General features: G+C 72.3%; 23 protein-coding genes and 1 other RNA gene. 21 read left to right on the forward strand and 3 right to left on the reverse strand.

The features are described 5' to 3' along the window. Window positions 1–45 precede the first annotated feature (45 nt). Window positions 46–294 carry a WhiB family transcriptional regulator gene (locus ABIB53_RS07615; RefSeq protein WP_068273570.1) on the reverse strand — a complete coding sequence of 83 codons (249 nt, stop codon included), beginning with the start codon at window positions 292–294 and terminating at the stop codon, window positions 46–48. 405 nt (window positions 295–699) lie between these two features. On the opposite strand from ABIB53_RS07615, the gene ABIB53_RS07620 reads away from it, so the two are divergent. Then, window positions 700–1,113 (forward strand): hypothetical protein, encoded by a 414-nt coding sequence (locus tag ABIB53_RS07620; RefSeq protein WP_123091082.1) that lies wholly within the window; start codon window positions 700–702, stop codon window positions 1,111–1,113. A gap of 140 nt (window positions 1,114–1,253) precedes the next feature. Here ABIB53_RS07620 and ABIB53_RS07625 read toward each other — a convergent pair whose 3' ends face one another. Further along, a complete protein-coding gene (locus ABIB53_RS07625) occupies window positions 1,254–5,348 on the reverse strand; it encodes a type VII secretion EssC family protein (RefSeq protein WP_354587732.1) in 4,095 nt (1,364 codons plus the stop codon). A 180-nt stretch (window positions 5,349–5,528) separates the two neighbouring features. Between ABIB53_RS07625 and ABIB53_RS07630 the strand changes: the two genes are divergently transcribed. From ABIB53_RS07630 to smpB, 14 genes are all read left to right on the forward strand, one after another. After that, window positions 5,529–6,758, forward strand: a complete 1,230-nt coding sequence (locus ABIB53_RS07630; protein WP_191563029.1) for a TadA family conjugal transfer-associated ATPase — start codon at window positions 5,529–5,531, stop codon at window positions 6,756–6,758. Further along, window positions 6,755–7,615: a type II secretion system F family protein gene (locus ABIB53_RS07635; RefSeq protein WP_191563030.1), complete on the forward strand. Its 861-nt coding sequence runs from the start codon at window positions 6,755–6,757 to the stop codon at window positions 7,613–7,615. Before ABIB53_RS07630 ends, ABIB53_RS07635 begins: the two co-directional genes overlap by 4 nt. Beyond that, window positions 7,612–8,565: a type II secretion system F family protein gene (locus tag ABIB53_RS07640; protein ID WP_354587733.1), complete on the forward strand. Its 954-nt coding sequence runs from the start codon at window positions 7,612–7,614 to the stop codon at window positions 8,563–8,565. Before ABIB53_RS07635 ends, ABIB53_RS07640 begins: the two co-directional genes overlap by 4 nt. Window positions 8,566–8,623: 58 nt before the next feature. Then, on the forward strand, window positions 8,624–8,845 hold the full coding sequence (locus ABIB53_RS07645; RefSeq protein WP_068274296.1) for a hypothetical protein: 222 nt from the start codon (window positions 8,624–8,626) through the stop codon (window positions 8,843–8,845). After that, entirely contained in the window at window positions 8,842–9,228 is a 387-nt protein-coding gene (locus ABIB53_RS07650) for a TadE family protein (protein ID WP_123091038.1), read from the forward strand. Before ABIB53_RS07645 ends, ABIB53_RS07650 begins: the two co-directional genes overlap by 4 nt. Next, window positions 9,225–9,704, forward strand: coding sequence for a TadE/TadG family type IV pilus assembly protein (locus ABIB53_RS07655; protein ID WP_354587734.1), 480 nt, complete (start codon window positions 9,225–9,227; stop codon window positions 9,702–9,704). The genes ABIB53_RS07650 and ABIB53_RS07655 overlap by 4 nt, the downstream gene beginning before the upstream one ends. Next, window positions 9,701–10,183, forward strand: coding sequence for a pilus assembly protein TadG-related protein (locus tag ABIB53_RS07660; RefSeq protein ID WP_354587735.1), 483 nt, complete (start codon window positions 9,701–9,703; stop codon window positions 10,181–10,183). The genes ABIB53_RS07655 and ABIB53_RS07660 overlap by 4 nt, the downstream gene beginning before the upstream one ends. Beyond that, on the forward strand, window positions 10,180–10,479 hold the full coding sequence (locus ABIB53_RS07665) for a hypothetical protein (protein ID WP_354587736.1): 300 nt from the start codon (window positions 10,180–10,182) through the stop codon (window positions 10,477–10,479). Before ABIB53_RS07660 ends, ABIB53_RS07665 begins: the two co-directional genes overlap by 4 nt. Window positions 10,480–10,638: 159 nt before the next feature. Continuing rightward, window positions 10,639–11,862, forward strand: a complete 1,224-nt coding sequence (locus ABIB53_RS07670; RefSeq protein ID WP_354587737.1) for an AI-2E family transporter — start codon at window positions 10,639–10,641, stop codon at window positions 11,860–11,862. Window positions 11,863–11,902: 40 nt separating this feature from the next. Then, the gene (gene prfB, locus ABIB53_RS07675) at window positions 11,903–13,015 is read left to right on the forward strand and encodes a peptide chain release factor 2 (RefSeq protein ID WP_068273592.1); all 1,113 of its coding nucleotides are present in this window, start codon (window positions 11,903–11,905) and stop codon (window positions 13,013–13,015) included. Between the two features lie 123 nt (window positions 13,016–13,138). Further along, complete coding sequence (gene ftsE / locus ABIB53_RS07680; RefSeq protein WP_354587738.1) at window positions 13,139–14,005, forward strand: cell division ATP-binding protein FtsE; 867 nt, start codon at window positions 13,139–13,141, stop codon at window positions 14,003–14,005. Further along, window positions 14,002–14,910: a permease-like cell division protein FtsX gene (ftsX, locus tag ABIB53_RS07685; RefSeq protein WP_354587739.1), complete on the forward strand. Its 909-nt coding sequence runs from the start codon at window positions 14,002–14,004 to the stop codon at window positions 14,908–14,910. The genes ftsE and ftsX overlap by 4 nt, the downstream gene beginning before the upstream one ends. Before the next feature lie 89 nt (window positions 14,911–14,999). Further along, the gene (locus ABIB53_RS07690; protein WP_229300755.1) at window positions 15,000–16,361 is read left to right on the forward strand and encodes a M23 family metallopeptidase; all 1,362 of its coding nucleotides are present in this window, start codon (window positions 15,000–15,002) and stop codon (window positions 16,359–16,361) included. A gap of 88 nt (window positions 16,362–16,449) precedes the next feature. Continuing rightward, window positions 16,450–16,938, forward strand: coding sequence for an SsrA-binding protein SmpB (smpB, locus tag ABIB53_RS07695; RefSeq protein ID WP_232311805.1), 489 nt, complete (start codon window positions 16,450–16,452; stop codon window positions 16,936–16,938). Window positions 16,939–17,028: 90 nt separating this feature from the next. Here the strand turns inward: smpB and ABIB53_RS07700 are convergent, their stop codons facing one another. Further along, window positions 17,029–17,199: a CsbD family protein gene (locus ABIB53_RS07700; protein WP_068273614.1), complete on the reverse strand. Its 171-nt coding sequence runs from the start codon at window positions 17,197–17,199 to the stop codon at window positions 17,029–17,031. 157 nt (window positions 17,200–17,356) lie between these two features. Between ABIB53_RS07700 and ssrA the strand changes: the two genes are divergently transcribed. The 6 genes from ssrA (at window position 17,357) to ABIB53_RS07730 (ending at window position 22,723) form a co-directional block, all read left to right on the forward strand. Continuing rightward, window positions 17,357–17,722: a transfer-messenger RNA gene (gene ssrA, locus ABIB53_RS07705) on the forward strand. Between the two features lie 115 nt (window positions 17,723–17,837). Next, window positions 17,838–18,230, forward strand: coding sequence for a VanZ family protein (locus ABIB53_RS07710; RefSeq protein ID WP_354587740.1), 393 nt, complete (start codon window positions 17,838–17,840; stop codon window positions 18,228–18,230). Between the two features lie 208 nt (window positions 18,231–18,438). Continuing rightward, window positions 18,439–20,685: a DEAD/DEAH box helicase gene (locus tag ABIB53_RS07715; protein ID WP_354587741.1), complete on the forward strand. Its 2,247-nt coding sequence runs from the start codon at window positions 18,439–18,441 to the stop codon at window positions 20,683–20,685. A 10-nt stretch (window positions 20,686–20,695) separates the two neighbouring features. After that, a complete protein-coding gene (locus ABIB53_RS07720; RefSeq protein ID WP_354587743.1) occupies window positions 20,696–21,250 on the forward strand; it encodes a YqgE/AlgH family protein in 555 nt (184 codons plus the stop codon). A 43-nt stretch (window positions 21,251–21,293) separates the two neighbouring features. Then, window positions 21,294–21,593 (forward strand): DUF3039 domain-containing protein, encoded by a 300-nt coding sequence (locus ABIB53_RS07725; RefSeq protein ID WP_068273618.1) that lies wholly within the window; start codon window positions 21,294–21,296, stop codon window positions 21,591–21,593. Between the two features lie 140 nt (window positions 21,594–21,733). Beyond that, entirely contained in the window at window positions 21,734–22,723 is a 990-nt protein-coding gene (locus tag ABIB53_RS07730; RefSeq protein WP_229300758.1) for a zinc metalloprotease, read from the forward strand. Window positions 22,724–22,848 lie beyond the last annotated feature (125 nt).

Consider the following 22,848-nt stretch of genomic DNA (forward strand, 5'->3'; position numbering starts at 1 on the left):
TGAGGAGCTGGCCGCCGGCTCGGGTCGTGCAGGTGTATGAGCGTCTCAGCCGGCGCGGCGGGCGCGGGCGTTACGACGCTTGAGCGCGCGGCGCTCGTCCTCGGACAGACCGCCCCAGACACCGGCGTCCTGGCCGGACTCGATGGCCCACTTGAGGCAGGTGTCGATGACCTCGCAGCGGCGGCACACCTTCTTGGCCTCCTCGATCTGGGCGATCGCAGGGCCGGTGTTGCCGATGGGGAAGAACAGCTCGGGGTCCTCGTCGAGGCAGGCTGACCGGTCGCGCCAATCCATGTAGTCGTGCTCCTTGTCTGTCTGTGGGGCCTAGCGGTGGTGGCCTGGGATCCTGGCCCGGGCAGGGGTCAGGGGTGGATCACCAGTCGATCGGCGTTGACGGACGGTGCTCGCTCGGGAGTCCCGGTCGGGGACACCCTGTGCCAACGATCCACGCAGGCTCGATGTTCCGGGCCGGGGCGCGTGAGGGCAGGCAGGAGCCTGTATCGGGGGCGACCCTCGATGTTAGCCGGGGACGGGCATGTCCCGCTAGGGGAAGCGGCCGGTGAGTTGCCGGCGGGTCTCGGCCCCGTGGCCGTCCCACCCCATCACGGGGGTCCGACGACGCGCTCACCGGGTCGCCCGCGAAGGGCGACCGACGCGCACCCGGGGCTGATGCCGGGGCGGAGTCGTAGGGTGCGGCCTGTGAGCACCGCACCACGACCCGACGGCGCCCGGACGGGCCTGGCCCCCGCTGCCCTCGTCGCGGGGGCGGTGTGCGCGGTGTACGCGCTCGCCCTGCTCGTCGCGGCCGGCCTGTACCTGCGCGAGCTCGTCACCGGTACGACCGACGTCGCCTCCGCCGCGGCGCTCTCGCTCGTCGTCACCGCGATCTTCACCGTGCTGCTCGCCGCCATGGCCCGCGGGTGGCTCACCGGCCGCCGCTGGCCCCGGACCGCGACGGTCGTGTGGTGCCTGCTCACCCTGCCGGCGATCTGGACCCTCAACACCTCCAACGGCCTGCTCGTCGCCGCCCCGCTCGCGGTGCTGTCGATCGCCGGTCTGCTCGCCGCGATGTCCTCGCCCGCCGCCGACCTACCGGAGGACACCGTCCACTGAGGCGGTGCCAGCCACGGCGGCGGTCGATGGGTGCACCCGCCCTGGTGGTTCGAAGAAGGATCGTCACGTCGAGGTGACAGATCTTCTTCTAACGACACGGGGAGCGCGGGGGTGAGATCCGACCCGGGTGCGTGCCGGGGTCAGCGCAGTCGGTCAGGGCGCGACAGGCTCTCTGCTGGAGCCGGGAGCGCGACCTGCACCTCGGTGGCGACCCCGTGGTCGACGAGGTGACCCCGGCCCGGGACCCGCGGCGAGGCCGGCACCCGGACGCCCAGGACGTCACCGTCGGAGCGGGCCTGGGGCTGCAGCAGCAAGCCCCGACGCGACCGGCACATCGTCGCGGTGAGCCCCCTGAAGGACGTCGCAGCCGTCGAGCTGCTCGCGGCGAGGAGGACGTCGCCCGAGCGCGTGCAGTGGCTGGCGTAGCTGCGCAGGACCGGGTCGAGGGGCGTCTCGTCCAGCGTGTCGAGGTCGTCGACGAGGACGACGAGGTCCTCGTGCGACTGCACGGCGCGCACGAAGGGGTCGACCTCCTCGGGACCGATGACGGCGAGCGACGACGAGACGAGCCGGGTCGCCCGTGAGGAGACCTCGAGGACGGGCCGACCCCCCTTCGCCAGCTGCTCGCCGAGGAGCCGCAGAGCCGTGGTGCGTCCCGACCGGCCGGGCCCGACGACCACCCAGGGCCCGCCGTCGACCTCGACCACGACGGGACGGTCCGGGTCGCCGGAGTGGCCGAGCACGAGCCCTTCCGCGTGCGGCAGGTCGTCGAGCGCGACGCTCGCCGGCAGGTCGACGACACGCCACCGCCACGGGTCGCAGGAGTCGGTGGACGGTCGTCCTGCCGGCACGGGCAGTGCCACCTGGGCGAGGACGCCGTCGGGCAGGAGGGCACCACGGCCGGGCACCGCACCGGCGGGCACCAGCGACGGCGGCGCACCGGCGGCCAGGACGTCGCCTCGATCGGGCAGGTGGAGCACGAGACGCCGACGAGCCAGCGACCCGAGCCGTCCCGAGGATAGCTCCCGTCCGCCGGTCACGACGAGACGGATGCCCAGGGACGTGCCGTCGCGGGCCACGGACTCGAGCGCGTCGGCGCTCTCGAGGTCGGGCTGGTCGGGCGCCCGGGAGACGAGCGACCAGCCGTCGACGGCGACCACGAGGACGGGCGGGGGCGGGTCCGCCTCGCCCCGCCGCCAGTCAGCCCACCACTGCTCGTACCCGGGACGGCCGCTCGCCCGCAGTGCCTCGCGCCGTGAGCCGATGTCCTCGCGCAGGCGGGCGACCAGCCGGCGAGTCGTGGACCGGTCGCCGGGGTCGACGAGGGACGCCACGTGCGGCTGCCCCCGGGCGCGGTCGGTCGCCGGGGACGGCGGCGCGACGAGGTGCACGACGACGTGAGAGCGCAGGGCAGAGCCCATCCGGCTCACGAGGGAGTGCAGCGCGGTCGTGCGACCTGTCCTCGGGCCGCCGACGACGAGCAGATGACCGTCGCCGAGCGCCCAGGTGAGCGGGTCCTGCCGCTGCTCGTCAGGGTGGTCGGTCAGCCCCCAGACGACGACGTCCGGCGGTGCCGACGGCACCGTGTCGACGACCGCGGGCAGCTGGGGGAGCCACGGCCGGTGCGGCGGGGGTGCGCCGGTGCACTCCCACGCCTCGCGCGCGAGGTCGACCGCCTCGCGCAGGTCGCTGCCTGCTCCCGCCGGGACCTGGTCTGCTCGAGACCACAGGAGCTCGCCCCCTTCGCCGCGGACGGTGAGATGGTCACCGCCACCGCTCCGCCCGCCGACGTACGCGGCCTGGACGGCGGTCGGCGGGCCGTCCCCGGTCCGCAGCAGCCCGCGACCGGGCATCCCCTCCGGGATGCTCGCGGCGTCGGCGCACCCGATGACGTCGTCGCTGTCGACGCGGTCGCGGACCCGCAGCGAGATGCGCAGGTTGACGTTGGCCTTGATCTCGGGGGTGATGATGCCGCCCGGCCGCTGCGTCGCCAGGACGAGGTGGATGCCGAGCGAGCGCCCGACCGCGGCGAGACGCACCATGCCGCTGAGGACGTCGGGCTGCTCCTGGGCGAGCACCCGGAACTCGTCGACCACCACGACGAGCCGGGGCAGGGCGCCCCCGGCCTCGCGGTAGGCGATGATGTCGGCTGCGCCGAGCTCGGCGAGCAGGGCCTCACGCCGGCGGAGCTCGGCGCCGAGGCTGACGAGGGCCCGCTGCGCGCCGTCGGGGTCGAGATCGGTGAGCACCCCGACGGTGTGGGGCAGCTCGGCGCAGGCGGCGAGGGCGGCACCGCCCTTGTAGTCGACGAGGACGAAGCTGAGCCGGTCCGGTCCGTGCGCGAGGGCGAGGGAGCAGATCCAGGACTGGAGGAGCTCGGACTTGCCGGAGCCGGTGGTGCCGCCGACGAGGACGTGGGGGCCGTCCGTCACGAGGTCGACGGTGAGGGGTCCCCCTTCGCCCGCGCCGAGGACGGCCGCGAGGCCCGACGACGGGGCCCGCCACCGCTCGAGGAGGGCGCCGGGGCCCGTCGGGACGTCGGCGACGTCGGCCAGGGCGACGACGGCGGGCAGCCGTGACCGACGACGACCGGGTGCCGCGTCGCGCAGGGGCGCCAGCGCGCGGCCGACCTGCTCCGCCCACGACAGGTCGACCCCGTCCGTGACGACCGCGTCGTGCCGACCGGGGCCGCGCACGACCCCCCGCCCGTCGCGCAGGGCGAGCACGGTGCGGCACTCGTGGGGCAGCTCGCCCCCGCCGGTGGGGGCGAGCAGGACCCGGACCCCGACCGCAGGGCCGTCGTCGACCACGGTGCGCCACGCCTCGGAGCGGCGCCACGGCCTGGGGTCGTCGACGACGACGAGGGTCAGGTCGTGGGTGGATCGTGGGTCACGGCGACGTACCTCCTCCGCCAGGGAGCGCAGGCCGTCCCCGCCCGCGGACGAGACGTGCGGGGCGCGGACGAGCCCGCCCATCCACATCACCCGGCCGAGCACGAGCACCTCGACCTCAGAGGGAGGGTGCAGGACGAGCAGCTGCCCGACCACCCAGCGGGCGACCCCGGCCACCTCGGCCGGGTCGCCCTCGACGCCGAGGAGAGGGTGCGCGTCGAGGTCGAGCGCGACAGGCACACCGGTGAGACGGGGGTGCGTCGCGTCGGCGCCGGGAGCTGTGACCTGGAGGTGCGCCGCGGTCTCCCCGACGCCCACGCGCACCAGGCACGCACCGGCGTGGTCGCGTCGTCGCTCCCAGAGCCGTGCGCCCGGCCCGGCGGCCACGAGCCGCAGCTCGTAGGGGTCGGGCGAGGACCGCTCGAGCCGAGATGCCTCGTCCTGCAGCGCCGCCTCGAGCCGCGCGCGGGCGCGACGGCTGGCGTCCACCCAGTCGGCGCGCTCGCGGCGGGCGTCGGCGCGGGAGCCGATCCGGTCCGAGAGGTGGGTGCCGAGCATCATCACCGGCGACAGCAGCGCGAGCAGCAGCATGCGGGGACCGAAGAGGTAGGCCATCGCGCCGGCCAGCGGCAGCGGTGCCACGAGCATGACCCACGGCAGACGTCGGGCTCGCGGTGCTCGTGGCTCGGCGGGGAAGGCGACGGCCCGGGCCGGCTCCGGGGGAGCCGGGAGCGGCTGGGTGCTCACCCGCAGCGTCCCGTCCCCGGTCGGGACGACGGCCAGACGTCGTCCGTGCGTCCCCCGGACGGCGAGCCGGTGAGCCCCGGCGGTCAGGACGGAGCCTGCCGTGAGGGTCTCGCCCGCGTCGTCGAGGTCGTGGTCGTCGAGCCGCGTGGGGTTGGTCGTCGACGCGGGTCGCACGTGCACCCCCGAGGAGCCGACCTCGACGACGAGATGGGTCCGGGAGAGCGAGGGGTCGTCGAGGGTCAGGTCGCACGAGGGGGAGCGGCCCACGGTCCAGCTGCCGTGGGTCAGGGCGATGTCGTGACCGGCGTCCGGCCCCCCGACGACCGCGAGGCGAAGGGGGGAGCCGCGCGCCCCGCCGTGCGGGACGTGGCCGGCCGGCCGGACGAGGAGGTGCGCGCCGTGGAGGAGCGGGGGAGAGCCCGCCGCCATCTGCTCGTCGACGACCTCCTCGCCGACCCAGACCTCGCTCGCGGGGTCGAGGTGGAGCGCCTCGAGGAGCGCGTCGGCCAGGCAGCGGCCGTCGTGAGCCCCGGCCACGTCGACCGTCACCTCGTGGGTGCGGCCGTCGGTCGTCGAGAGGGTGAGGCCGAGGTGCATGTGCGGGGACGGTAGACGAGGTCGGTCGACCGGCGACCTGCGCTGTCCACAGGTGCCCTGGCGCACCGTCCGCGAGGGTGACCTGTGGATCTCGCCGCGCCAGGTGAGGCTCGAAGCACTACCTTCTTGTGATCGGCCGGGGGGCGATGGGGAGACGGGGACGCAGCGGAAGGGGATGGCGTGGAGGCGCACGCGGTCGTCGAGGCGGAGGTCAGGGAGCTGATCCGGCGCAGCGGGGTGGACCCCGTGCGCGACCACCGGTCCGTGAGCGAGCTCGTGCGCGAGGCGGTGACCGACTACGACGAGCGCTCGATGCACGGGGGCCTGCCGCTGCTCGGCAACTTCGAGGCGGCGGTCAAGCAGGTCATGGACGCGGTGGCCGGCTTCGGCCCGCTGCAGCAGTACTTCGACGACCCGGAGGTCGAGGAGATCTGGATCAACGCGCCGAGCCAGGTCTTCGTCGCGCGTCAGGGGATCGCGGAGCTGACGAGCACGATCCTCACCGCCGACGGGGTGCGAGACCTCGTCGAGAAGATGCTGAAGTCCTCCGGCCGACGGGTGGACCTGTCGTCCCCCTTCGTCGACGCGGTGCTGCCCGACGGCAGCCGCCTCCACGTGACGATCCCCGACATCAGCCGCGAGCACTGGCTCGTGAACGTGCGCAAGTTCGTCGTCAAGGCCGACCACCTCGACGACCTCGTCCGTCTCGGCACGCTGACGCAGCACGCGTCGACCTTCCTGCAGGCCGCCGTCGCGTCGGGGCTCAACGTCCTCGTCGCCGGCGGTACGCAGGCGGGCAAGACGACCCTGCTCAACTGCCTCGCCGCGGCGATCCCCGCCCGCGAGCGGGTCGTGACCTGCGAGGAGGTCTTCGAGCTCAAGCTGCCGCTGCGCGACGTCGCCGCGATGCAGTGCCGCCAGCCCAGCCTCGAGGGCACCGGCGAGGTACCCCTGCGCCGCCTCGTCAAGGAGGCCCTGCGGATGCGGCCCAGCCGGATCATCGTCGGCGAGGTCCGCCAGTCCGAGAGCCTCGACCTGCTCATCGCCCTCAACTCCGGGCTGCCCGGGATGTGCACGATCCACGCGAACAGCGCGCGCGAGGCGGTGACGAAGATGTGCACCCTGCCGCTCCTCGCCGGGGAGAACGTCGGTGCGAAGTTCGTCGTGCCGACCGTGGCCTCCTCGATCGACGTCGTCGTCCACGCCGCGCTGGAGGGCGACGGGGTCCGGCGCGTCCGCGAGATCGTCGCCCTGCCCGGCCGAGTCGAGGCCGACGTCGTCGAGACCGCCGACATCTTCACCCAGCGTGACGGGCGGCTCGTGCGCGCCGACGGCTTCCCGCCGCACCGCGACCGCTTCGAGCGTGCCGGGTACGACATCGCCGGCATCCTCGCCAGGAGCGAGACATGACCGGGGTCCTCGTCGGCCTGCTCCTCGGGTGCGGGCTCTTCTGCATCTGGTGGTCGACCTGGCCGCGCACGCCGCGGCGACGTCGTGAGTCGGTCGTCATGGACCGGCTGCGCGACGAGCTCGCCCAGGCGGGGTACCACACGGTGTCCCCGCAGGTGCTCGTCGCGTCCTGCCTCCTCCTCGGCGGCGCCGCCCTGCTGCTCGTCCTCGTGCTCACCACCGTGCTCACGGTCTCCCTGTGCTTCGCCGCGATGGCCGCGTGGGTCCCCTTCGCCACGGTGCGGATGCGGGCCCGGGCACGACGCGCCCAGCTGCGCGACCTGTGGCCCGACGTCGTCGACAACATCACGTCAGCCGTGCGCGCGGGGATGGCGCTGCCGGAGGCCCTCGCCCAGCTCGCACACCGCGGTCCCGAGGAGCTGCGCCCCGCCTTCGCCGACTTCGCGAGCGACTACCGCACGAGCGGGCGCTTCGCCGAGGCCCTCGACCGTCTCAAGGACCGTCTCGCCGACCCCGTCGGCGACCGGATCGTCGAGTCGCTGCGCATCGCGCGCGAGGTCGGCGGCACCGATCTCGGGTCGCTGCTGCGGACCCTGAGCACCTTCCTGCGCGAGGACGCACGCACCCGGGCCGAGCTCGAGGCGCGGCAGTCGTGGACGGTCAACGCGGCCCGCCTCGCGGTGGCCGCCCCGTGGGTCGTCCTCGCGCTGCTGTGCACGAGGCCCGAGTCGGTCGCCGCGTACGACAGCCGTGCCGGTGCCGTCGTGCTCGCCTTCGGCGCGATCTCGTCGGTGCTCGCGTACCGGCTGATGATGCGGCTCGGACGGCTGCCCGAGGAAGCCCGGGTGCTGCGATGAGCGAGCTGCTCCACGACGTCGGGCTGGGGCGCAGCGGCGCCCTGCTCGGCCTGGTCTTCGCCCTCGGGGTGCTCCTCGTGCACCAGGGGCTGCCGCGTCACCGGCGCGCGACCCTCGACGACCGGATCGCCCCCTACCTGAGGGACACGCCGCGCCCGTCGCGCCTGCTCATGCCGAAGGGGGTGGGCGTCACCGGGGCCGTCCCGGCGCTGCTGCGTCCTCTCGTGATCTCCGCGGCAGGGCGGGTCGAGCGGGTTGTCGGGGGCAACGCGTCGGTGCGCCGGCGGCTGCTGCGGGCCGGGCGAGAGCCCGACACCGACCAGTTCCGGGCCGAGCAGGTGCTCACCGGGGTCGTCTTCGCCGTCGGCGGGGGAGCCCTCGGCGTCCTGTCGGTGGCGGCTCGCGGCTCGTCGTGGGTCGTGCTCGTCGCCCTCGTCGGTCTCGGCTTCTGCGTCGGTGTCCTCGCCCGGGACACGATGCTCACCCGCGCCGCCACCCGTCGGGAGCAGCGCATGCTCACCGAGTTCCCCACCGTGGCCGAGCTCCTGGCGCTCGCGGTCGGTGCCGGGGAGGGCGCGGTCGGGGCGCTCGAGCGCGTCGGCCGGATGTCGCACGGCGAGCTGGCCGACGAGCTGCGGACCTGCCTCGCCGACGCACGCGCGGGGGCCAACCTGCCGCAGGCGCTCCAGGGGCTGGCCGACCGCACCGGCCTGACCAGCCTGGCCCGCTTCGTCGACGGGATCGTCATCGCCGTCGAGCGCGGCACGCCGCTGGCCGACGTGCTGCGGGCCCAGGCGCAGGACGTGCGCGAAGAGGGGCGGCGCCAGCTCATGGAGGAGGGTGGCAAGAAGGAGATCGCGATGATGGTGCCGGTCGTCTTCCTCGTCCTGCCCATCACCATCCTCTTCGCGATCTTCCCCGGCATCGAGTTCTTCCGCTTCGAGATGTGACCCAGGCATGCACGACAGCACCACCGCCCGATCGGGCACCGACAGGGAGGCACAGATCATGACCGCACACCTCATCCGCGGGCACCAGGCCCTGCGCGCATCGGCGGCCCGCGCTGCCGCCGCGACCCGCAGCGAGCGCGGCGACGTACCCGGCTGGGTCCTCATCACGCTCATGACAGCGGCCCTCGTCGTCGGGCTGTGGGCCATCGCGGGCGACCAGCTGCAGACGATCTTCGAGGACGCGCTCAGCGGCGTCACGGGTCCCGACGACCCCCGATGAGACGGCTGCGGGACGAGACCGGTGCGGCCGTCGTCGACTTCGCGCTGACATCGGGCCTGCTCGCGCTCGTCTTCGTCGCCGTCCTTCAGCTGGGTGCGGCGCTGCACATCCGCAACACCCTCATCTCGTGCGCGTCCGAGGGCGCACGTCATGGGGCCAAGATCGGCTCAAGCCCTGACGCAGGCGCCGACCGGACCCGGGACCTCATCCGGCGCTCGATCTCCGACGGCTACGCCGACGACGTCAGCGTGACGACCGAGCAGACCGCCGCCGGGGTGCAGGTGGTCGTCGTGCGGGTGAGTGCACCCCTGCCCGTCATCGGACCGCTCGGACCCGACGGCGCCCTCGACGTCACCGGTCGTGCGTTCGTGGAGGACCAGTGAGACCGGGACGCCGGCTCCGCGCGGTCGGACGTGTCCTGCGCGACCGGGCCACGGACGACAGGGGGTCGGCGGTCGTCGAGTTCGTCACCCTCGCCGTCGTGCTGCTCGTCCCGCTCATCTACCTCGTCCTCATGCTCGCGCGGCTGCAGGCCGGGACGTACGCCGTGACCCAGGCAGCGCGCGAGTCGGGCCGCGGCTTCGTCACCTCGACCTCCGAGGACGCTGCACCTGCGCGGGCCGCGGCCGCCGCGGACATCGCCTTCGAGGACCAGGGCTTCGCCGGCGAGGGGCAGCTGCAGGTCACGTGCACGCAGACTCCGTGCCTGACCCCCGAAGGCGAGATCCGGTCGACGGCGACGGTGAGCGTCCCCCTCCCGCTCGTCCCCACCTTCGCCCGCGACGTCATCCCGCTCGAGGTGCCGGTCAGCGCCACCCAGGTCTCCGTCGTGCCGCGCTACGAGGTACGGACCGGATGAGCGGGCTGTGGCGCGTCTCGGTACGGCGGGCGAAGGGGGAGGACGGCCAGCTCTCGCTCCTCGTCCTCGGCCTCACCGTCATCGCCCTGACGCTGATCCTCGGTGCCATGGCCGTCACCTCGGTGCAGGTCACCCGCATGCGCCTGCTCGACGCGGCGGACACCGCCGCTCTCGACGCGGCCGACGAGGACGAGGCGAGCATCTACGCCGAGGGCATCGACGAGGTCGTCCCGGTGAGCGACGAGGCGGTGCAGCGCACCGCGGCCGAGACGCTTGAGGGCCGAGAGATGCCGCCTGGGCTGAGGTCGTGGCAGGTCGCGCCGGGCACCGGCACCGCGGACGGGCAGACTGCCGTCGTGCGACTCACCGGCGAAGCCGACCTCCCGCTCGTCGGCGGGCTCATCCGCGGGCTCGGCGGCTCCGTCACCCTGACCGTCGAGTCGAGAGCGCAGGCGCGCGTCCCGGTGGCTGCGCCGTGAGGCCGACGATCGACCGCCTGCTCGAGGGCCTCGAGGAGGACGGCGAGCGAGAGGCCCGCTACGTCGGGCGGCGGGTCGTCTTCGAGCGCGACGGGGTCCCGTACGCGTGGTGGGTGGTGAGCGAGGACGATCTGCGCGAGGCGGTGCGCCGCGCCGGCCCCGGAGCCAGGGCGGCCTTCGGCCACCGCGGTGCTGACGGGATGAGCTTCGTCATGCAGCGGGTGTACTCGACGCTCGAGCTCGAGCGGGATCTCGGCGACCTGCCCGGGGAGTGGACCTTCGTCCGGGACCTCTGACTCGAAGAACTCTGGCTCGAAGAAGAAGAGTCACGTCGAGGTGACAGATCTTCTCCGAACCAGCGTCCCTCCGGGACCCGGGTGCACGCAGTCGGGGCTGTCGGTCACAATCGCCGTGGCGGACACCCCTTCGCCCTGACCCGACCTGTGAGGCGCCCCGTGACGACCACGCCCGACCCCGACAAGACCGCCGAGCCGGCGGACGAGGTCGCCCACCGGACGGACGGGAGCGTCGAGACCGAGCCGGCGAAGGGGGAGGACACGGTCCCGGTCGCTGAGGTCGCCACCGTCGACCGGGAGCACGAGCACCCCACCCCGCCGCGCCGCGAGATCCGCACCGTCCTGCCGCCGACGCTCACCCTGCTCATCGGCATCGCCGGGGCGGTCATCGCCATCGGCGGGCTCAAGTCCGTGGCGTCGATCATCGCGCCGACCTTCCTCGCGATCACCCTCATCATCGCCGTCTACCCGATCTACCGGGCGATCTCCGCCGTGCTGCCCCGGGCCCTCGGCGCCGTCGTCATGCTCCTGCTCCTCTACGGGCTGCTCTTCCTCCTCGTCGGCTCGATCGGGCTCGCGGCGGGCAAGCTCGCGACCGAGCTGCCGAAGTACGGCGACACCTTCGACGACCTCGTCGAGTCCGGCCGCAGCACGCTCATCGGGTGGGGCGTCGGGCAGGACCAGATCGACAACGCGATGACGAACTTCGACATCCGCGACCTCTCCGGCATCGCCCGCGGCCTGGCCAACGCCCTCACCGGGCTGACCTCCTCGATGCTCTTCCTGCTCACGGTGATGCTCTTCCTCACCATGGACGCCGGCGGCTTCCCCAAGCGGCTCACCCGGGTGCACGTCGTCAAGCCCGACATCGCCGACGCCCTGGCCGACTTCGCCGAGCGGGTGCGCAAGTACTGGGTCGTCTCGACGACCTTCGGCATCGTCGTCGCCGTCATCGACGCGCTCGCGCTCATGGCCCTCGACGTGCCGCTGCCGCTGACCTTCGGTCTGCTCGCCTTCGTGACGAACTACATCCCCAACATCGGCTTCGTCATCGGCCTCGTGCCGCCGGCGCTGCTCGCCCTGCTCGACGGGGGAGTGGAGAAGCTCATCTGGGTGGTCGTCGTCTACAGCGTCGTCAACTTCGTCATCCAGACCGTGCTCCAGCCGAAGTTCACCGGCGACGCCGTGGGCATCAACGCGACGACCGCCTTCCTCTCCCTCATCTTCTGGAGCTACGTCTTCGGCGCGCTCGGGGCCCTGCTCGCCATCCCCTTCACCCTGCTCGTCAAGAGCCTGCTCATCGACCGCGACCCCGACGCGCGCTGGCTCAACCAGTTCATCGCCTCCAACCCCGACCAGTCCTCGTCGGCCCAACCGGTGTAGCGGCGAGCGGCCCGGCGGGGCTGCCGTACTCTTGCTGATCGTGGCTGTCGACTTCACCCAGGAGATCCAAGACCTACGCACGACGATGAGCTCGGTGCGCGAGGTGAGCGACGTCCCCAAGCTCCAGGCGCAGGTCGAGGAGCTGGAGCGGCAGTCCTCGGACCCCTCGATCTGGGACGACCCGGACAACGCGCAGAAGGTCACCTCGGCCATGCAGCGCGCCCGCGCCGAGATCGACCGGATCACCGGCATGGACAGCCGCATCGACGACGTCGAGGCGCTCGTCGAGATGGGGCAGGAGGAGAACGACGCCGAGACCCTCGCCGAGGCCGAGCGCGAGCTCAAGGCCGTGCGCAAGGCCGTCGGCGAGCTCGAGGTCCGCACCCTGCTCTCCGGCGAGTACGACGAGCGCTCCGCGGTCGTGACGATCCGCGCCGGCGCCGGTGGTGTCGACGCCGCCGACTTCGCCGAGATGCTCATGCGGATGTACCTGCGCTGGGCCGAGCGCCACGGCTACCCGACGAAGGTCATGGACACCTCGTACGCGGAGGAGGCCGGCCTGAAGTCGGTGACCTTCGAGGTCAACGTGCCCTACGCCTACGGCAACCTCTCCGTCGAGGGCGGCACCCACCGCCTCGTGCGGATCTCCCCCTTCGACAACCAGGGGCGCCGCCAGACCTCCTTCGCCGCCGTCGAGGTCATCCCCCTCATCGAGGGCACCGACTCCATCGACATCCCGGAGAACGACCTCAAGATCGACGTCTTCCGCTCCTCGGGCCCCGGTGGTCAGTCGGTCAACACGACCGACTCGGCCGTGCGCATGACGCACATCCCCACCGGCACCGTCGTGTCGATGCAGAACGAGAAGAGCCAGATCCAGAACCGCGCCGCCGCGCTGCGCGTCATGCAGTCGCGCCTGCTGCTGCTCAAGAAGGCCGAGGAGGCCGCCGAGCGCAAGGAGCTCGCCGGCGACATCAAGGCCAGCTGGGGCGACCAGATGCGCTCCTACGTCCTCAACCCGTACCAGATGGTCAAGGACCTGCGCACCGAGCACGAGACCGGCAACCCCACCGCCGTCTTCGACGGCGAGATCGACGAGTTCATCGAGGCCGGCGTGCGCTGGCGCATCGAGCAGTCCCGGGCTCAGGACTGAGCGAAGGGGGACCCCGGCGCGGGTGAACGCGCCGAGGTCCCCGAGGTGCGGCGGGGTCCCCAGGACCCCCACCTATCCTCGATGACGGCCTGCCCGCTCGACCCCTGAGGCTCGTACCACGCGATGATCCGCTTCGAAGACGTCACCAAGCTCTACCCCCGCCAGCAGCACCCCGCGCTGGACGGGGTGAGCCTCGACATCGCTCGCGGGGAGTTCGTCTTCCTCGTCGGCGCGTCCGGCTCGGGCAAGTCGACGATGCTGCGCCTGGCCATCCGCGAGGAGCAGGTGACCAAGGGCCGCCTCCTCGTCGGCGGCCACGACCTCAGCCGGCTGCCGGGCCGCAAGGTGCCCCAGCTGCGTCGCCAGATCGGCTCGGTCTTCCAGGACTTCCGCCTGCTGCCGAACAAGACGGTCGAGCAGAACATCGCCTTCGCGCTGCAGGTCATCGGCCGCCCGCGCCGCGCGATCCGCTCGCTCGTGCCCGAGACCCTCGACCTCGTCGGGCTCAACGGCATGGCCAAGAGATTCCCCCACGAGCTCTCCGGCGGAGAGCAGCAGCGCGTCGCGATCGCCCGGGCTGTCGTCAACCGCCCGCCGGTGCTCCTCGCCGACGAGCCGACCGGCAACCTCGACCCGGCGACCTCGCTCGACATCGTCCACCTGCTCAAGCGCATCCACGACTCGGGCACGACGATCCTCATGGCCACCCACGACAACACGATCGTCGACAGCATGCAGCAGCGCGTCGTCGAGATCGAGGACGGCGTCATCATCCGCGACGAGGCCACCGGCGGCTACGTGCCCAAGGTCGTCGACTCGGTCGACCGCGAGGAGCGGGTGGCCGAGCGCGACGACGACGACCTGCTCGAGGAGCGACGCGACCCGGACGAGGAGCAGGCCGAGGCCGAGCGCCGGGCCGAGCAGGACGCCGAGCCCGTGGCGGTGCAGAGCACCGAGTGGGACGACAGGGACGAGGAGGAGGCGCGATGAGGCCGACCAACGTCCTCGTCGACGCATGGCAGGGCCTGCGTCGCAACAAGTCGATCGCCATCTCCGTCGTCCTCGTGACGATGATCTCGATGTACCTCCTCGGCGTCGGGGTCCTCGCCCAGCGCCAGGTCACGACGATGAAGGGCTACTGGTACGACCGGGTCCAGGTCTCGATCTACCTGTGCACCGACAGCTCGAGCCAGCCCAACTGCGCCGAGGGCGCGGTGACCGACGAGCAGCGCGAGACGATCGAGGCCCAGCTCGAGGAGTCCCGCCCGCTCGTCAAGGAGGTCTACTTCGAGAGCGAGCAGGAGGCCTACGACCGCTTCCGCGAGGACTACAAGAACTCGCCGCTCAGCAAGAACATCCGCGTGGGCGACATCCCGCCGAGCTATCGCGTGCAGCTGAGCGACCCCGAGCAGTACGAGACCGTCGCCTCGGCCTTCGAGAACGCGCCCGGGGTGGCGAGCGTGCCCGACCTGCGGCAGGTCTTCAGCAAGCTCTTCCAGGCGATCAACATCGCCTCGGCCGTCATGGTCGCGCTGTCCTTGCTTACGCTCGTCAGCGCCGTGCTGCTCATGGCGACGACGATCCGCCAGGCCGCCTTCACGAGGCGACGAGAGATCGCGATCATGAGGCTCGTCGGCGCGAGCAACAGCACGATCCGCACGCCCTTCATCATCGAGACCCTCGTCGCCGGGCTCGTCGGCACGGGTCTGGCCGTCGGCATGCTGTGGTTCTCGGCGTGGAGCCTCTTCGACGAGTACCTCATCCAGGAGACGACGGGCACCGCGCTCATCAGCAGCTCCGAGGTCCTCGTCATCGCCCCCGCCCTCTTCGGTCTCGTCGGCGTGCTCGCCATCGGCACCTCGACGATCACGCTGTGGAGATACCTGCGCGTCTAGGTCGGCGTTGGACGTCTGGGACCCGTGTGACACGCGGGGTGCGCTGACCTCCCTTGGCCTCCCAGGCGGCGCCGCTATCGTTCGTCGCGATGAAGCGCTTCGCACCCCGGGCCGGCCGTACGAGCCGGGCCGCGACCAGCTCGGCCCTGGCGGTCTGCCTCGCCGCGGGTCTCGCGACGGCCTCGTGGGCCGCCGGTGACCCCGACCCCGCCGACAAGAAGCGCAAGGTCGACGACAGCATCAGTGCGACGAAGGCCGACCTCAGCGACACCTCCGCCGAGCTCGTCGAGGCCTACGACTCGCTGAAGAGCACCCGGGCCAAGCTGCCCGCCGCGCGCTCGAAGGCGAAGCAGGCCGAGGAGGCCGAGACCGCCGCCCAGAGCAAGTACGACGACGCGGCCGCCGACCTGCGCGTGGCCAAGGCCGACGAGGCCAAGGCGCGCAAGGACATCCGCACGACGAGCACGAAGATCACCCGCGCCCGCTCCGACGTCGCGGGCTTCGCCGGCGAGGTCTACCAGCAGCAGGGTCTGGGCGACCTCTCCGTCGCGCTCGGGGCCGAGTCGCCCGGCGAGGTCATCGACCGCATGGTCATCGCCGACTCCGCCGGCGGCGCCCAGTCCGACTCGCTGGACTCGCTGACCACCTCGCGCGCCGACCTCGTCACCCAGCAGGACCGGCTCGAGGCGCTCAAGGACAAGACCCAGCAGGCCCGCGACGACGCGAGCACCGCGCTGTCGGACGCGAAGGTCGCCAAGACCGAGGCCGACGAGGCCGAGGCCGACCTCGAGTCGCTCGAGGCCGACCAGACGAGCCAGGCCAAGACGCTGCGCACCGAGCGGGCCAAGGAGCAGGGCCGGCTCACCGGTCTGCGCGCCGAGTCCGACCGCCTCGGCAAGATCCTCGAGGAGCGCGCCCGCAAGGCCCGGGTCAAGGCCGCGAAGATCAAGGCCGCCCGCGAGGCCGAGCAGGCCCGGCAGGCCGAGGCCCGTCGTCGGGCCGCCGCAGCCCCGGAGCCCGAGGCCGCCGACCCCAACCCGACGCCTCCCGCGACGAGCTCGGGGGTCCTCGCGGCCCCGGTCAACGCGCCGATCACCTCGGAGTTCGGGCTGCGCTTCCACCCGATCCTCAGCTACTGGCGCCTGCACGCCGGTCGCGACTACGGCGGCGCGTGCGGCGCCCCGGTGCGCGCGGCGGCCGACGGCACGATCGTCTCGGCGGGCGTCGCCGGCGGGTACGGCAACCAGATCGCCGTCGACCACGGGGTCAAGCGCGGCGTGCTGCTCTCGACGACGTACAACCACCTGCAGGCCTTCGCCCGCACCTCCGGCACGGTCAAGCGCGGCGAGCTCATCGGCTACGTCGGCACGACCGGGACCTCGACCGGCTGCCACCTGCACTTCGAGACCTACGAGAACGGCACCCCGGTCGACCCGCGCCGCTGGCTCTGAGCCCCGGACAACCGAGTAGGTCCCGCCCGCGCCGCCAGGTAGCGTGATGCTCCCCGGCAGGGGCACGACGTACAGCGAGCGAGGACGGGTGAGATCGGTGGCCGACAAGGGCCAGGCGGGCCGCAAGGTCATCGCCAGCAACCGCAAGGCGCGGCACGACTACCTCATCGAGGACACCTACGAGGCCGGGCTGGCGCTCATGGGCACCGAGGTCAAGGCGCTGCGCATGGGCCGGGCCAACCTCGTCGACGGCTACGCGACCTTCTACCGCGACGAGCTCTACCTCGAGGGCGTGCACATCCCCGAGTACCTCAACGGCTCCTGGACCAACCACACCCCGCGTCGCCGTCGCAAGCTCCTCCTGCACCGCCGCGAGCTCGACAAGCTGCACGCCGCCGTCCACGCGAGCGGGCGGACCATCGTGCCGCTCTCGCTGTACTTCTCCGGCAGCGTCGTCAAGGTCGAGATCGCCGTCGCCACCGGCAAGAAGCACTACGACAAGCGCCACGCCCTGCGCGAGCGGCAGGACCGCCGTGAGACCGAGCGCGCGGTCTTCGGGCGGCACCGCGAGGAGTGACCCGCGCCCGGTCGCACCAGGCCGAGCACGACGAAGGGGTGGCCCGCCGAGTCGGCGGGCCACCCCTTCGCGCTGATCAGGGTCAAAGGGTCACTTGAAGGTGTCCTTGACGTTCTCGCCAGCGGCCTTGAGGTTGCCCTTGCTCTCCTGAGCCTGGCCCTCGGCCTGCATCTCCGGGTCGTCCTTGGCGTCGCCCGCAGCCTGCTTGGCCTTGCCGGCCAGCTGGTCCTTCGCGTTCTCGATCTTGTCGCCGATACCCATATGTGCCTCCTGGGGTGTGGTGGTCCGTGCTCCTCGACACTAGGCGGCCTGCCTGGGCAGTTGGTGGCAGCGGGGGAGGGGAATGCGGTTGGCGGCCCCGCGGTTGAGGACGGTAGTCTCACCCCACAACTCAACAGCGTGACGTGGACACCCTCACGGGGGTGATCGGTTTCGACATTGGTCGGTCCTGCAGGAGAAGCGGGTCGAGGATGCACGGTCATCTCGTCAACGCCCCGTGCACATCAATAGGTGCCGATTCCAAGCGCACCGACTTCGCCCTCGCCGCCTGAGCGAGCCCGAAGTCCGTTGGTCTGAGCTCGATCTCGGCTCAGTAACCAGCGTCAGCTAGAGATCTTGCTGCGCAGCGGTGTCGGGACGCTGCGCGGGACTCCTTCTCGACTGGGCCTGTCAGGGGACGTGTGCGTGCGAGCCCTGAGGCCGAGAAAATCCATAGCGCACTGCACCCGGAGAAGTCCTGCTCGTCTACCAGTGGACGCGGGTTCGATTCCCGCCACCTCCACCACCGTGACCCACGTCAGCAGCCGACGGCCGCCCGTACGAGATCTCTCGAGCGGGCGGCCGTCGGCATGCCCGGGGAGGGCGAAGGGGGCGTGGCCCGGTGTGCTGGGATGAGGCCCGTGAGCACCTCGACGACGGGACGCCCCGTCCAGACCGGCCGGCGGTGTCTGGCCGTCGTCCTCACCGTGGTCGCCGTCCTCGTCCAGCTGGTCGTGCTCTACGACCCGAGCCCCGCCGGGGGAGGGGACATCCCCTTCGCCGACAAGGTGGTCCACGCGCTCGTCTTCGGCATGCCCGTCGCGCTCGCCGGCTGGGCCCGGGTGCGGTGGGGGTGGGTGGCCGCGGTCATCGCCGTGCACGCCCCGGTGAGCGAGATCGTCCAGGGCCTGGCGCTGCCCACCCGTAGCGGCGACCCCTTCGACGTCGTCGCCGACCTCGTCGGCGTGGCGCTCGGCGCGCTCGTCGCCTGCAGGCTCAGCCGCGTGTCAGGAGCACCGTCCTCGCGCTGGTAGACTCGTACCTTCGTCGTCCACGGACTGCGCACTGATGCGCCCCGCGATCGCTCCCGGTCGCTGATGATCCCTCACCCGTGACGACCGCCGGGCCGCACGGATGCCGCCCGGTCCATGGGCGCCGTAGAGCGCCTGAGACTCGTCTGGTGCGGTCACCCCTTCGCGGTGGCTCGAGACGTGTCTGCTCGAGCCAGAAGGTGATGTTGACATGCCCGCGAAGAACCCGAACAAGAAGGCCCGCTGGAGCGCTGCCGAGAAGGCTGCTGCCAGCACGAAGGGGCCGAAGAAGCCCTACCACCGCGGCCAGAAGCCGGCCGACGACGCCCCTCGCGGCGCCAAGCGTCCGGTGCGCGCCGCCGAGGACCGCCCGCGTCGCGTCCGCAAGGACGGCGCCGAGGACCAGGGCCAGCGTCGCTGGGAGCGCCGCGAGGACACCCGCCCCGGTGGCTTCCGCTCCGACGACCGTCGTGGTGGCGGTTTCCGCGGCGACGACCGTCGTAGCGACGACCGTCGTGGTGGCTTCCGCAGCGACGACCGTCGCAGCGACGACCGTCGTGGTGGCTTCCGCTCCGACGACCGTCGCACTGATGACCGCCGTGGTGGCTTCCGCAGCGACGACCGTCGTGACGGCGGCTTCCGCGGCGATGACCGCCGTGGTGGTGGTTTTCGCTCGGACGACCGTCGCAGCGATGACCGCCGTGGTGGCTTCCGCAGCGACGACCGTCGTACCGATGACCGTCGCGGTGGCTTCCGCAGCGACGACCGTCGTATCGATGACCGTCGCGGTGGCTTCCGCAGCGATGACCGTCGTAGTGACGACCGTCGTGCTGGCGGTTTCCGCTCGGATGACCGTCGTACTGATGACCGTCGTGGTGGCTTCCGCTCCGACGACCGTCGTAGTGACGACCGCCGTGGTGGCTTCCGCGGCGACGACCGCCGTGACGGCGGCTTCCGCTCCGACGACCGCCGGGGTGGGTCCCGCGAGGGCTTCCGTCGCGGTCCCCGCGACGAGCGCCAGGGCTACCGTCCCCGCTTCGACCGCGAGCAGACCTCGCAGGACCACCACCAGGACGCCGAGGCGGAGCGGATGGAGGCCGACAGCTGGGTCTCGGCGGCTCGCACGACGACCACCGAGCCCGTGACGGTCGCCGAGGACAACGGCTTCGCCGCGCTCGGCCTGCCCGAGCGCCTCGTCGAGCGACTCGCCCGCGAGGGCATCTCGAGCCCCTTCCCGATCCAGGAGGCGACGATCCCCGACGCCCTGGCCGGCAAGGACGTCCTCGGCCGTGGCCAGACCGGGTCGGGCAAGACGCTCGCCTTCGGCCTGCCGACGATCGCCCGCCTCTCCGGCGAGCGCTCGAAGCCCCGCCGCCCCCGTGCCCTCGTCCTCGTGCCGACGCGTGAGCTCGCGATGCAGGTGAGCGACTCGCTCGAGCCGCTCGTGCACGTCGCCGGGCTGCGTCACAAGCTCGTCGCCGGTGGCCTGTCCTACACGGGTCAGATCGCCGCGCTCGACAAGGGCGTCGACCTGCTCATCGCGACCCCGGGCCGTCTCGTCGACCTGCTCGACCGCGAGGCCGTCATCCTCGACTCCATCGAGGTGACGATCCTCGACGAGGCCGACCACATGGCTGACATGGGCTTCGTCCCGGCCGTGACCCGCGTCCTCGACGAGGTCCCCGAGGGCGGGCAGCGCCTGCTCTTCTCGGCGACGCTCGACAAGGGCGTCGACACCCTGGTCCAGCGCTACCTCGTCGACCCGGTGACCCACTCGACGAACGACGCCACCGCGTCGGTCGACACGATGGAGCACCACATCCTCGTCATCGACCCGCAGCACAAGAAGGTCATCACCGCGGAGGTGGCCAACCGCGAGGGCCGCACCGTCGTCTTCTGCCGCACCAAGCTCGGTGCCGACCGCGTCGCCCTCCAGCTGCGCGAGTCCGGTGTCCGCGCCGCGGCCCTCCACGGCGGTCTGACCCAGGGCGCCCGCAACAAGGTGCTCGGGGCCTTCCGCACCGGTCGGATCCCCGTGCTCGTCGCCACCGACGTCGCTGCCCGCGGCATCCACGTCGACGACGTCTCGGTCGTCCTGCAGGCGGACCCGCCCGCGGACCACAAGGACTACCTCCACCGCGCGGGCCGCACCGCCCGCGCCGGTGAGCGCGGCACCGTCGTCACCCTCGCCCTGCCGCACCAGCGCAAGATGATGGAGCGCATGGCGACCGACGCCGGTCTCGAGGCCCGTCCGGTCAAGGCGGCCCCCGGTGACGAGGTCCTCGAGGCCGCCGGCGCGGCGCCCGTCAGCGGTGTGCCGATCGACGAGGCCGACTTCCGCAAGCTGCTGGACCCCCGGCCCGCACGGCGCCACGGTGGCACCGGCGGCCCGCGCGGTGCGCGCACCGGTGGGCAGTACCGGGGCGGCGGCCAGCGCCGCGGGCCGCGTCACGGGTGATGATGTAGGCATGGACAGCCTGGCCGGACGTCTGCTCGTGAGCACCCCTGAGATCACCGACGGGGTCTTCGACCGCAGCATCGTGCTCGTGCTGGCCCATGACGAGCAGTCCGCCGAGGGCGTCGTCATCAACAAGCCCGTCCAGGCGCCGATCGACGCCGTCCTGCCAGGGTGGCAGGACGGCGCGAGCGAGCCGCAGAAGGTCTTCCAGGGCGGGCCCGTCCAGACGGACTCGGCGGTTGGGCTCGTCGGGGTCCCCGGCGACGGGGAGCCCCCTGCGGGGGTCAAGCGCCTCTTCGGCGGGATCGGCCTGGTCGACCTCGACGCCCCGCAGGAGAGCGTGTGGCCCGCGATCAGCGCGCTGCGGATCTTCGCCGGGTACTCGGGGTGGACCGCCCCGCAGCTCGCCGGTGAGATCGAGCGGGGCGGCTGGTTCGTCTGCGACGCCGAGATCGGCGACATCTTCGACGCGGACCCGGCGACGCTGTGGCGTCGGGTCCTGCGTCGTCAGCGCGGCGTCATGGCCTGGGTCTCGACCTACCCCGAGGACCCGACCCAGAACTGACGCGGGGCTGACCCCCTTCGCGCCGCGTCCTAGACTCGCCCCCATGAGCGAGCCACTGCCCCCGAGCGGGCCCGACGCCGACCCCACCTCTCCGGGGACCTCCACCGGGTTGCTCGAGCGCACGGAGGTCACCCCGCAGCTGCAGGAGCCGGGCGACCACGAGCGATTCTCGCACTACGTGCGCAAGGAGAAGATCCTCGAGTCGGCGCTGTCCGGCGAGCCCGTGACGGCCCTGTGCGGCAAGAAGTGGATCCCCGGTCGCAACCCCGACAAGTTCCCGGTGTGCCCGATCTGCAAGGAGATCTACCAGGGCCTGCGCGACCCCCAGGACGGCGAGGACTGACCCCTCTCGCACCCGGGAGCGCTTGGCCGAACCTTTGCCAACTCCTGGGTGCAGACGGGGTGCCGCCCTGACCATCGGGCTCCTAGCGTCCGAGGTAACGGCCGGGACACACCCGGCCCGTCACCCCTGATGGAGAGCCTGTGAAGTCCACGCGCGCCCTTGTCGCCCCCGCCCTGCTCGCCCTGGCCCTCACCGGGTCCGCCCCCGCTCTGCCCGCCCTCGCCGGCGCTGACGCCGCCGACGCGGGCGCCTCCCGCGTCTCGGCCTCGCACGCCGACGAGCACTGCGACGAGGAGGTCTCCGCGACCGCCCGCAGCACCGGCAAGGGCGGCAAGGTCAAGGACCCGCACACCCTGAGCCAGGCGCAGGTCGACATCCGCGAGGACGCCTTCCAGGACGCCCTCGTCGACAAGGGCCTGCGGCTCAGCCCGACCGGCAAGGTCGCCGCGAAGGGCAAGCCCGGTACGGCGCAGTTCGCCTCGACGAACATCCCCGTGTACTTCCACGTCATCACCGACGGGACGAACGGCAAGCTCACCTCGACCCAGATCAGCTCGCAGGTCAAGGTCCTCAACGACGCCTACGCGGGCTCGGGCTTCTCCTTCACCCTGGCCGGCACGGACACCACGGTGAACTCCACCTGGTACAACGGCCTCGACCACGGCTCGACCGCCGAGTCGCAGATGAAGAGCGCCCTGCGCAAGGGCGGCAAGAACGCCCTCAACGTCTACAGCGCCGACCTCGCCGGCGGTCTGCTCGGCTGGGCGACCTTCCCCACCCGCAACATCGGCAGCAACGACGGCGTCGTCATCCTCGACGGCTCGGTCCCCGGCGGCAACGCCGCGCCGTACAACCTCGGTGACACCGGCACCCACGAGGTCGGCCACTGGCTCGGGCTCTACCACACCTTCCAGGGCGGCTGCCAGGACGGCGACTACGTCGCCGATACCCCCGCCGAGGCCCAGCCGGCCTCCGGCTGCCCGACCGGCGCCGACACCTGCCCGGCCAAGCCCGGTCTCGACCCGATCCGCAACTTCATGGACTACTCCGACGACGCGTGCATGGACCACTTCACCGCCAACCAGGTGACCCGCATGCAGAACCAGTGGGTGACCTACCGGGCGAGCTGACCCGACCCCGACGAAGGGGGCGTCGCACGAGGTCGCGCGGCGCCCCCTTCGTCGTGCCGTCCCGCCGTGCCGTCGGCGGTCTCGCCGGGCACGCTTTCGTCGCAGTCGGTGCGGCGGCTTACCCT

Origin of the sequence: Janibacter sp. UYMM211 (genome assembly GCF_040547045.1) — a bacterium.
Classification (GTDB): domain Bacteria; phylum Actinomycetota; class Actinomycetes; order Actinomycetales; family Dermatophilaceae; genus Marihabitans; species Marihabitans melonis.

Coding starts and splice junctions, on each gene's coding strand:
- ABIB53_RS07640 (WP_354587733.1), top strand. CDS start 7,612: ATGAGCGAGCTGCTCCACGACGTCGGGCTGGGGCGCAGCGGCGCCCTG.
- ABIB53_RS07715 (WP_354587741.1), top strand. CDS start 18,439: ATGCCCGCGAAGAACCCGAACAAGAAGGCCCGCTGGAGCGCTGCCGAG.
- ABIB53_RS07690 (WP_229300755.1), top strand. CDS start 15,000: ATGAAGCGCTTCGCACCCCGGGCCGGCCGTACGAGCCGGGCCGCGACC.
- ABIB53_RS07700 (WP_068273614.1), bottom strand. CDS start 17,199: ATGGGTATCGGCGACAAGATCGAGAACGCGAAGGACCAGCTGGCCGGC.
- ABIB53_RS07645 (WP_068274296.1), top strand. CDS start 8,624: ATGACCGCACACCTCATCCGCGGGCACCAGGCCCTGCGCGCATCGGCG.
- ABIB53_RS07720 (WP_354587743.1), top strand. CDS start 20,696: ATGGACAGCCTGGCCGGACGTCTGCTCGTGAGCACCCCTGAGATCACC.
- ABIB53_RS07635 (WP_191563030.1), top strand. CDS start 6,755: ATGACCGGGGTCCTCGTCGGCCTGCTCCTCGGGTGCGGGCTCTTCTGC.
- ABIB53_RS07660 (WP_354587735.1), top strand. CDS start 9,701: ATGAGCGGGCTGTGGCGCGTCTCGGTACGGCGGGCGAAGGGGGAGGAC.
- ABIB53_RS07615 (WP_068273570.1), bottom strand. CDS start 294: ATGGATTGGCGCGACCGGTCAGCCTGCCTCGACGAGGACCCCGAGCTG.
- ABIB53_RS07725 (WP_068273618.1), top strand. CDS start 21,294: ATGAGCGAGCCACTGCCCCCGAGCGGGCCCGACGCCGACCCCACCTCT.
- ABIB53_RS07625 (WP_354587732.1), bottom strand. CDS start 5,348: ATGCACCTCGGCCTCACCCTCTCGACGACCGACGGCCGCACCCACGAG.
- ftsE (WP_354587738.1), top strand. CDS start 13,139: ATGATCCGCTTCGAAGACGTCACCAAGCTCTACCCCCGCCAGCAGCAC.
- ftsX (WP_354587739.1), top strand. CDS start 14,002: ATGAGGCCGACCAACGTCCTCGTCGACGCATGGCAGGGCCTGCGTCGC.
- ABIB53_RS07650 (WP_123091038.1), top strand. CDS start 8,842: ATGAGACGGCTGCGGGACGAGACCGGTGCGGCCGTCGTCGACTTCGCG.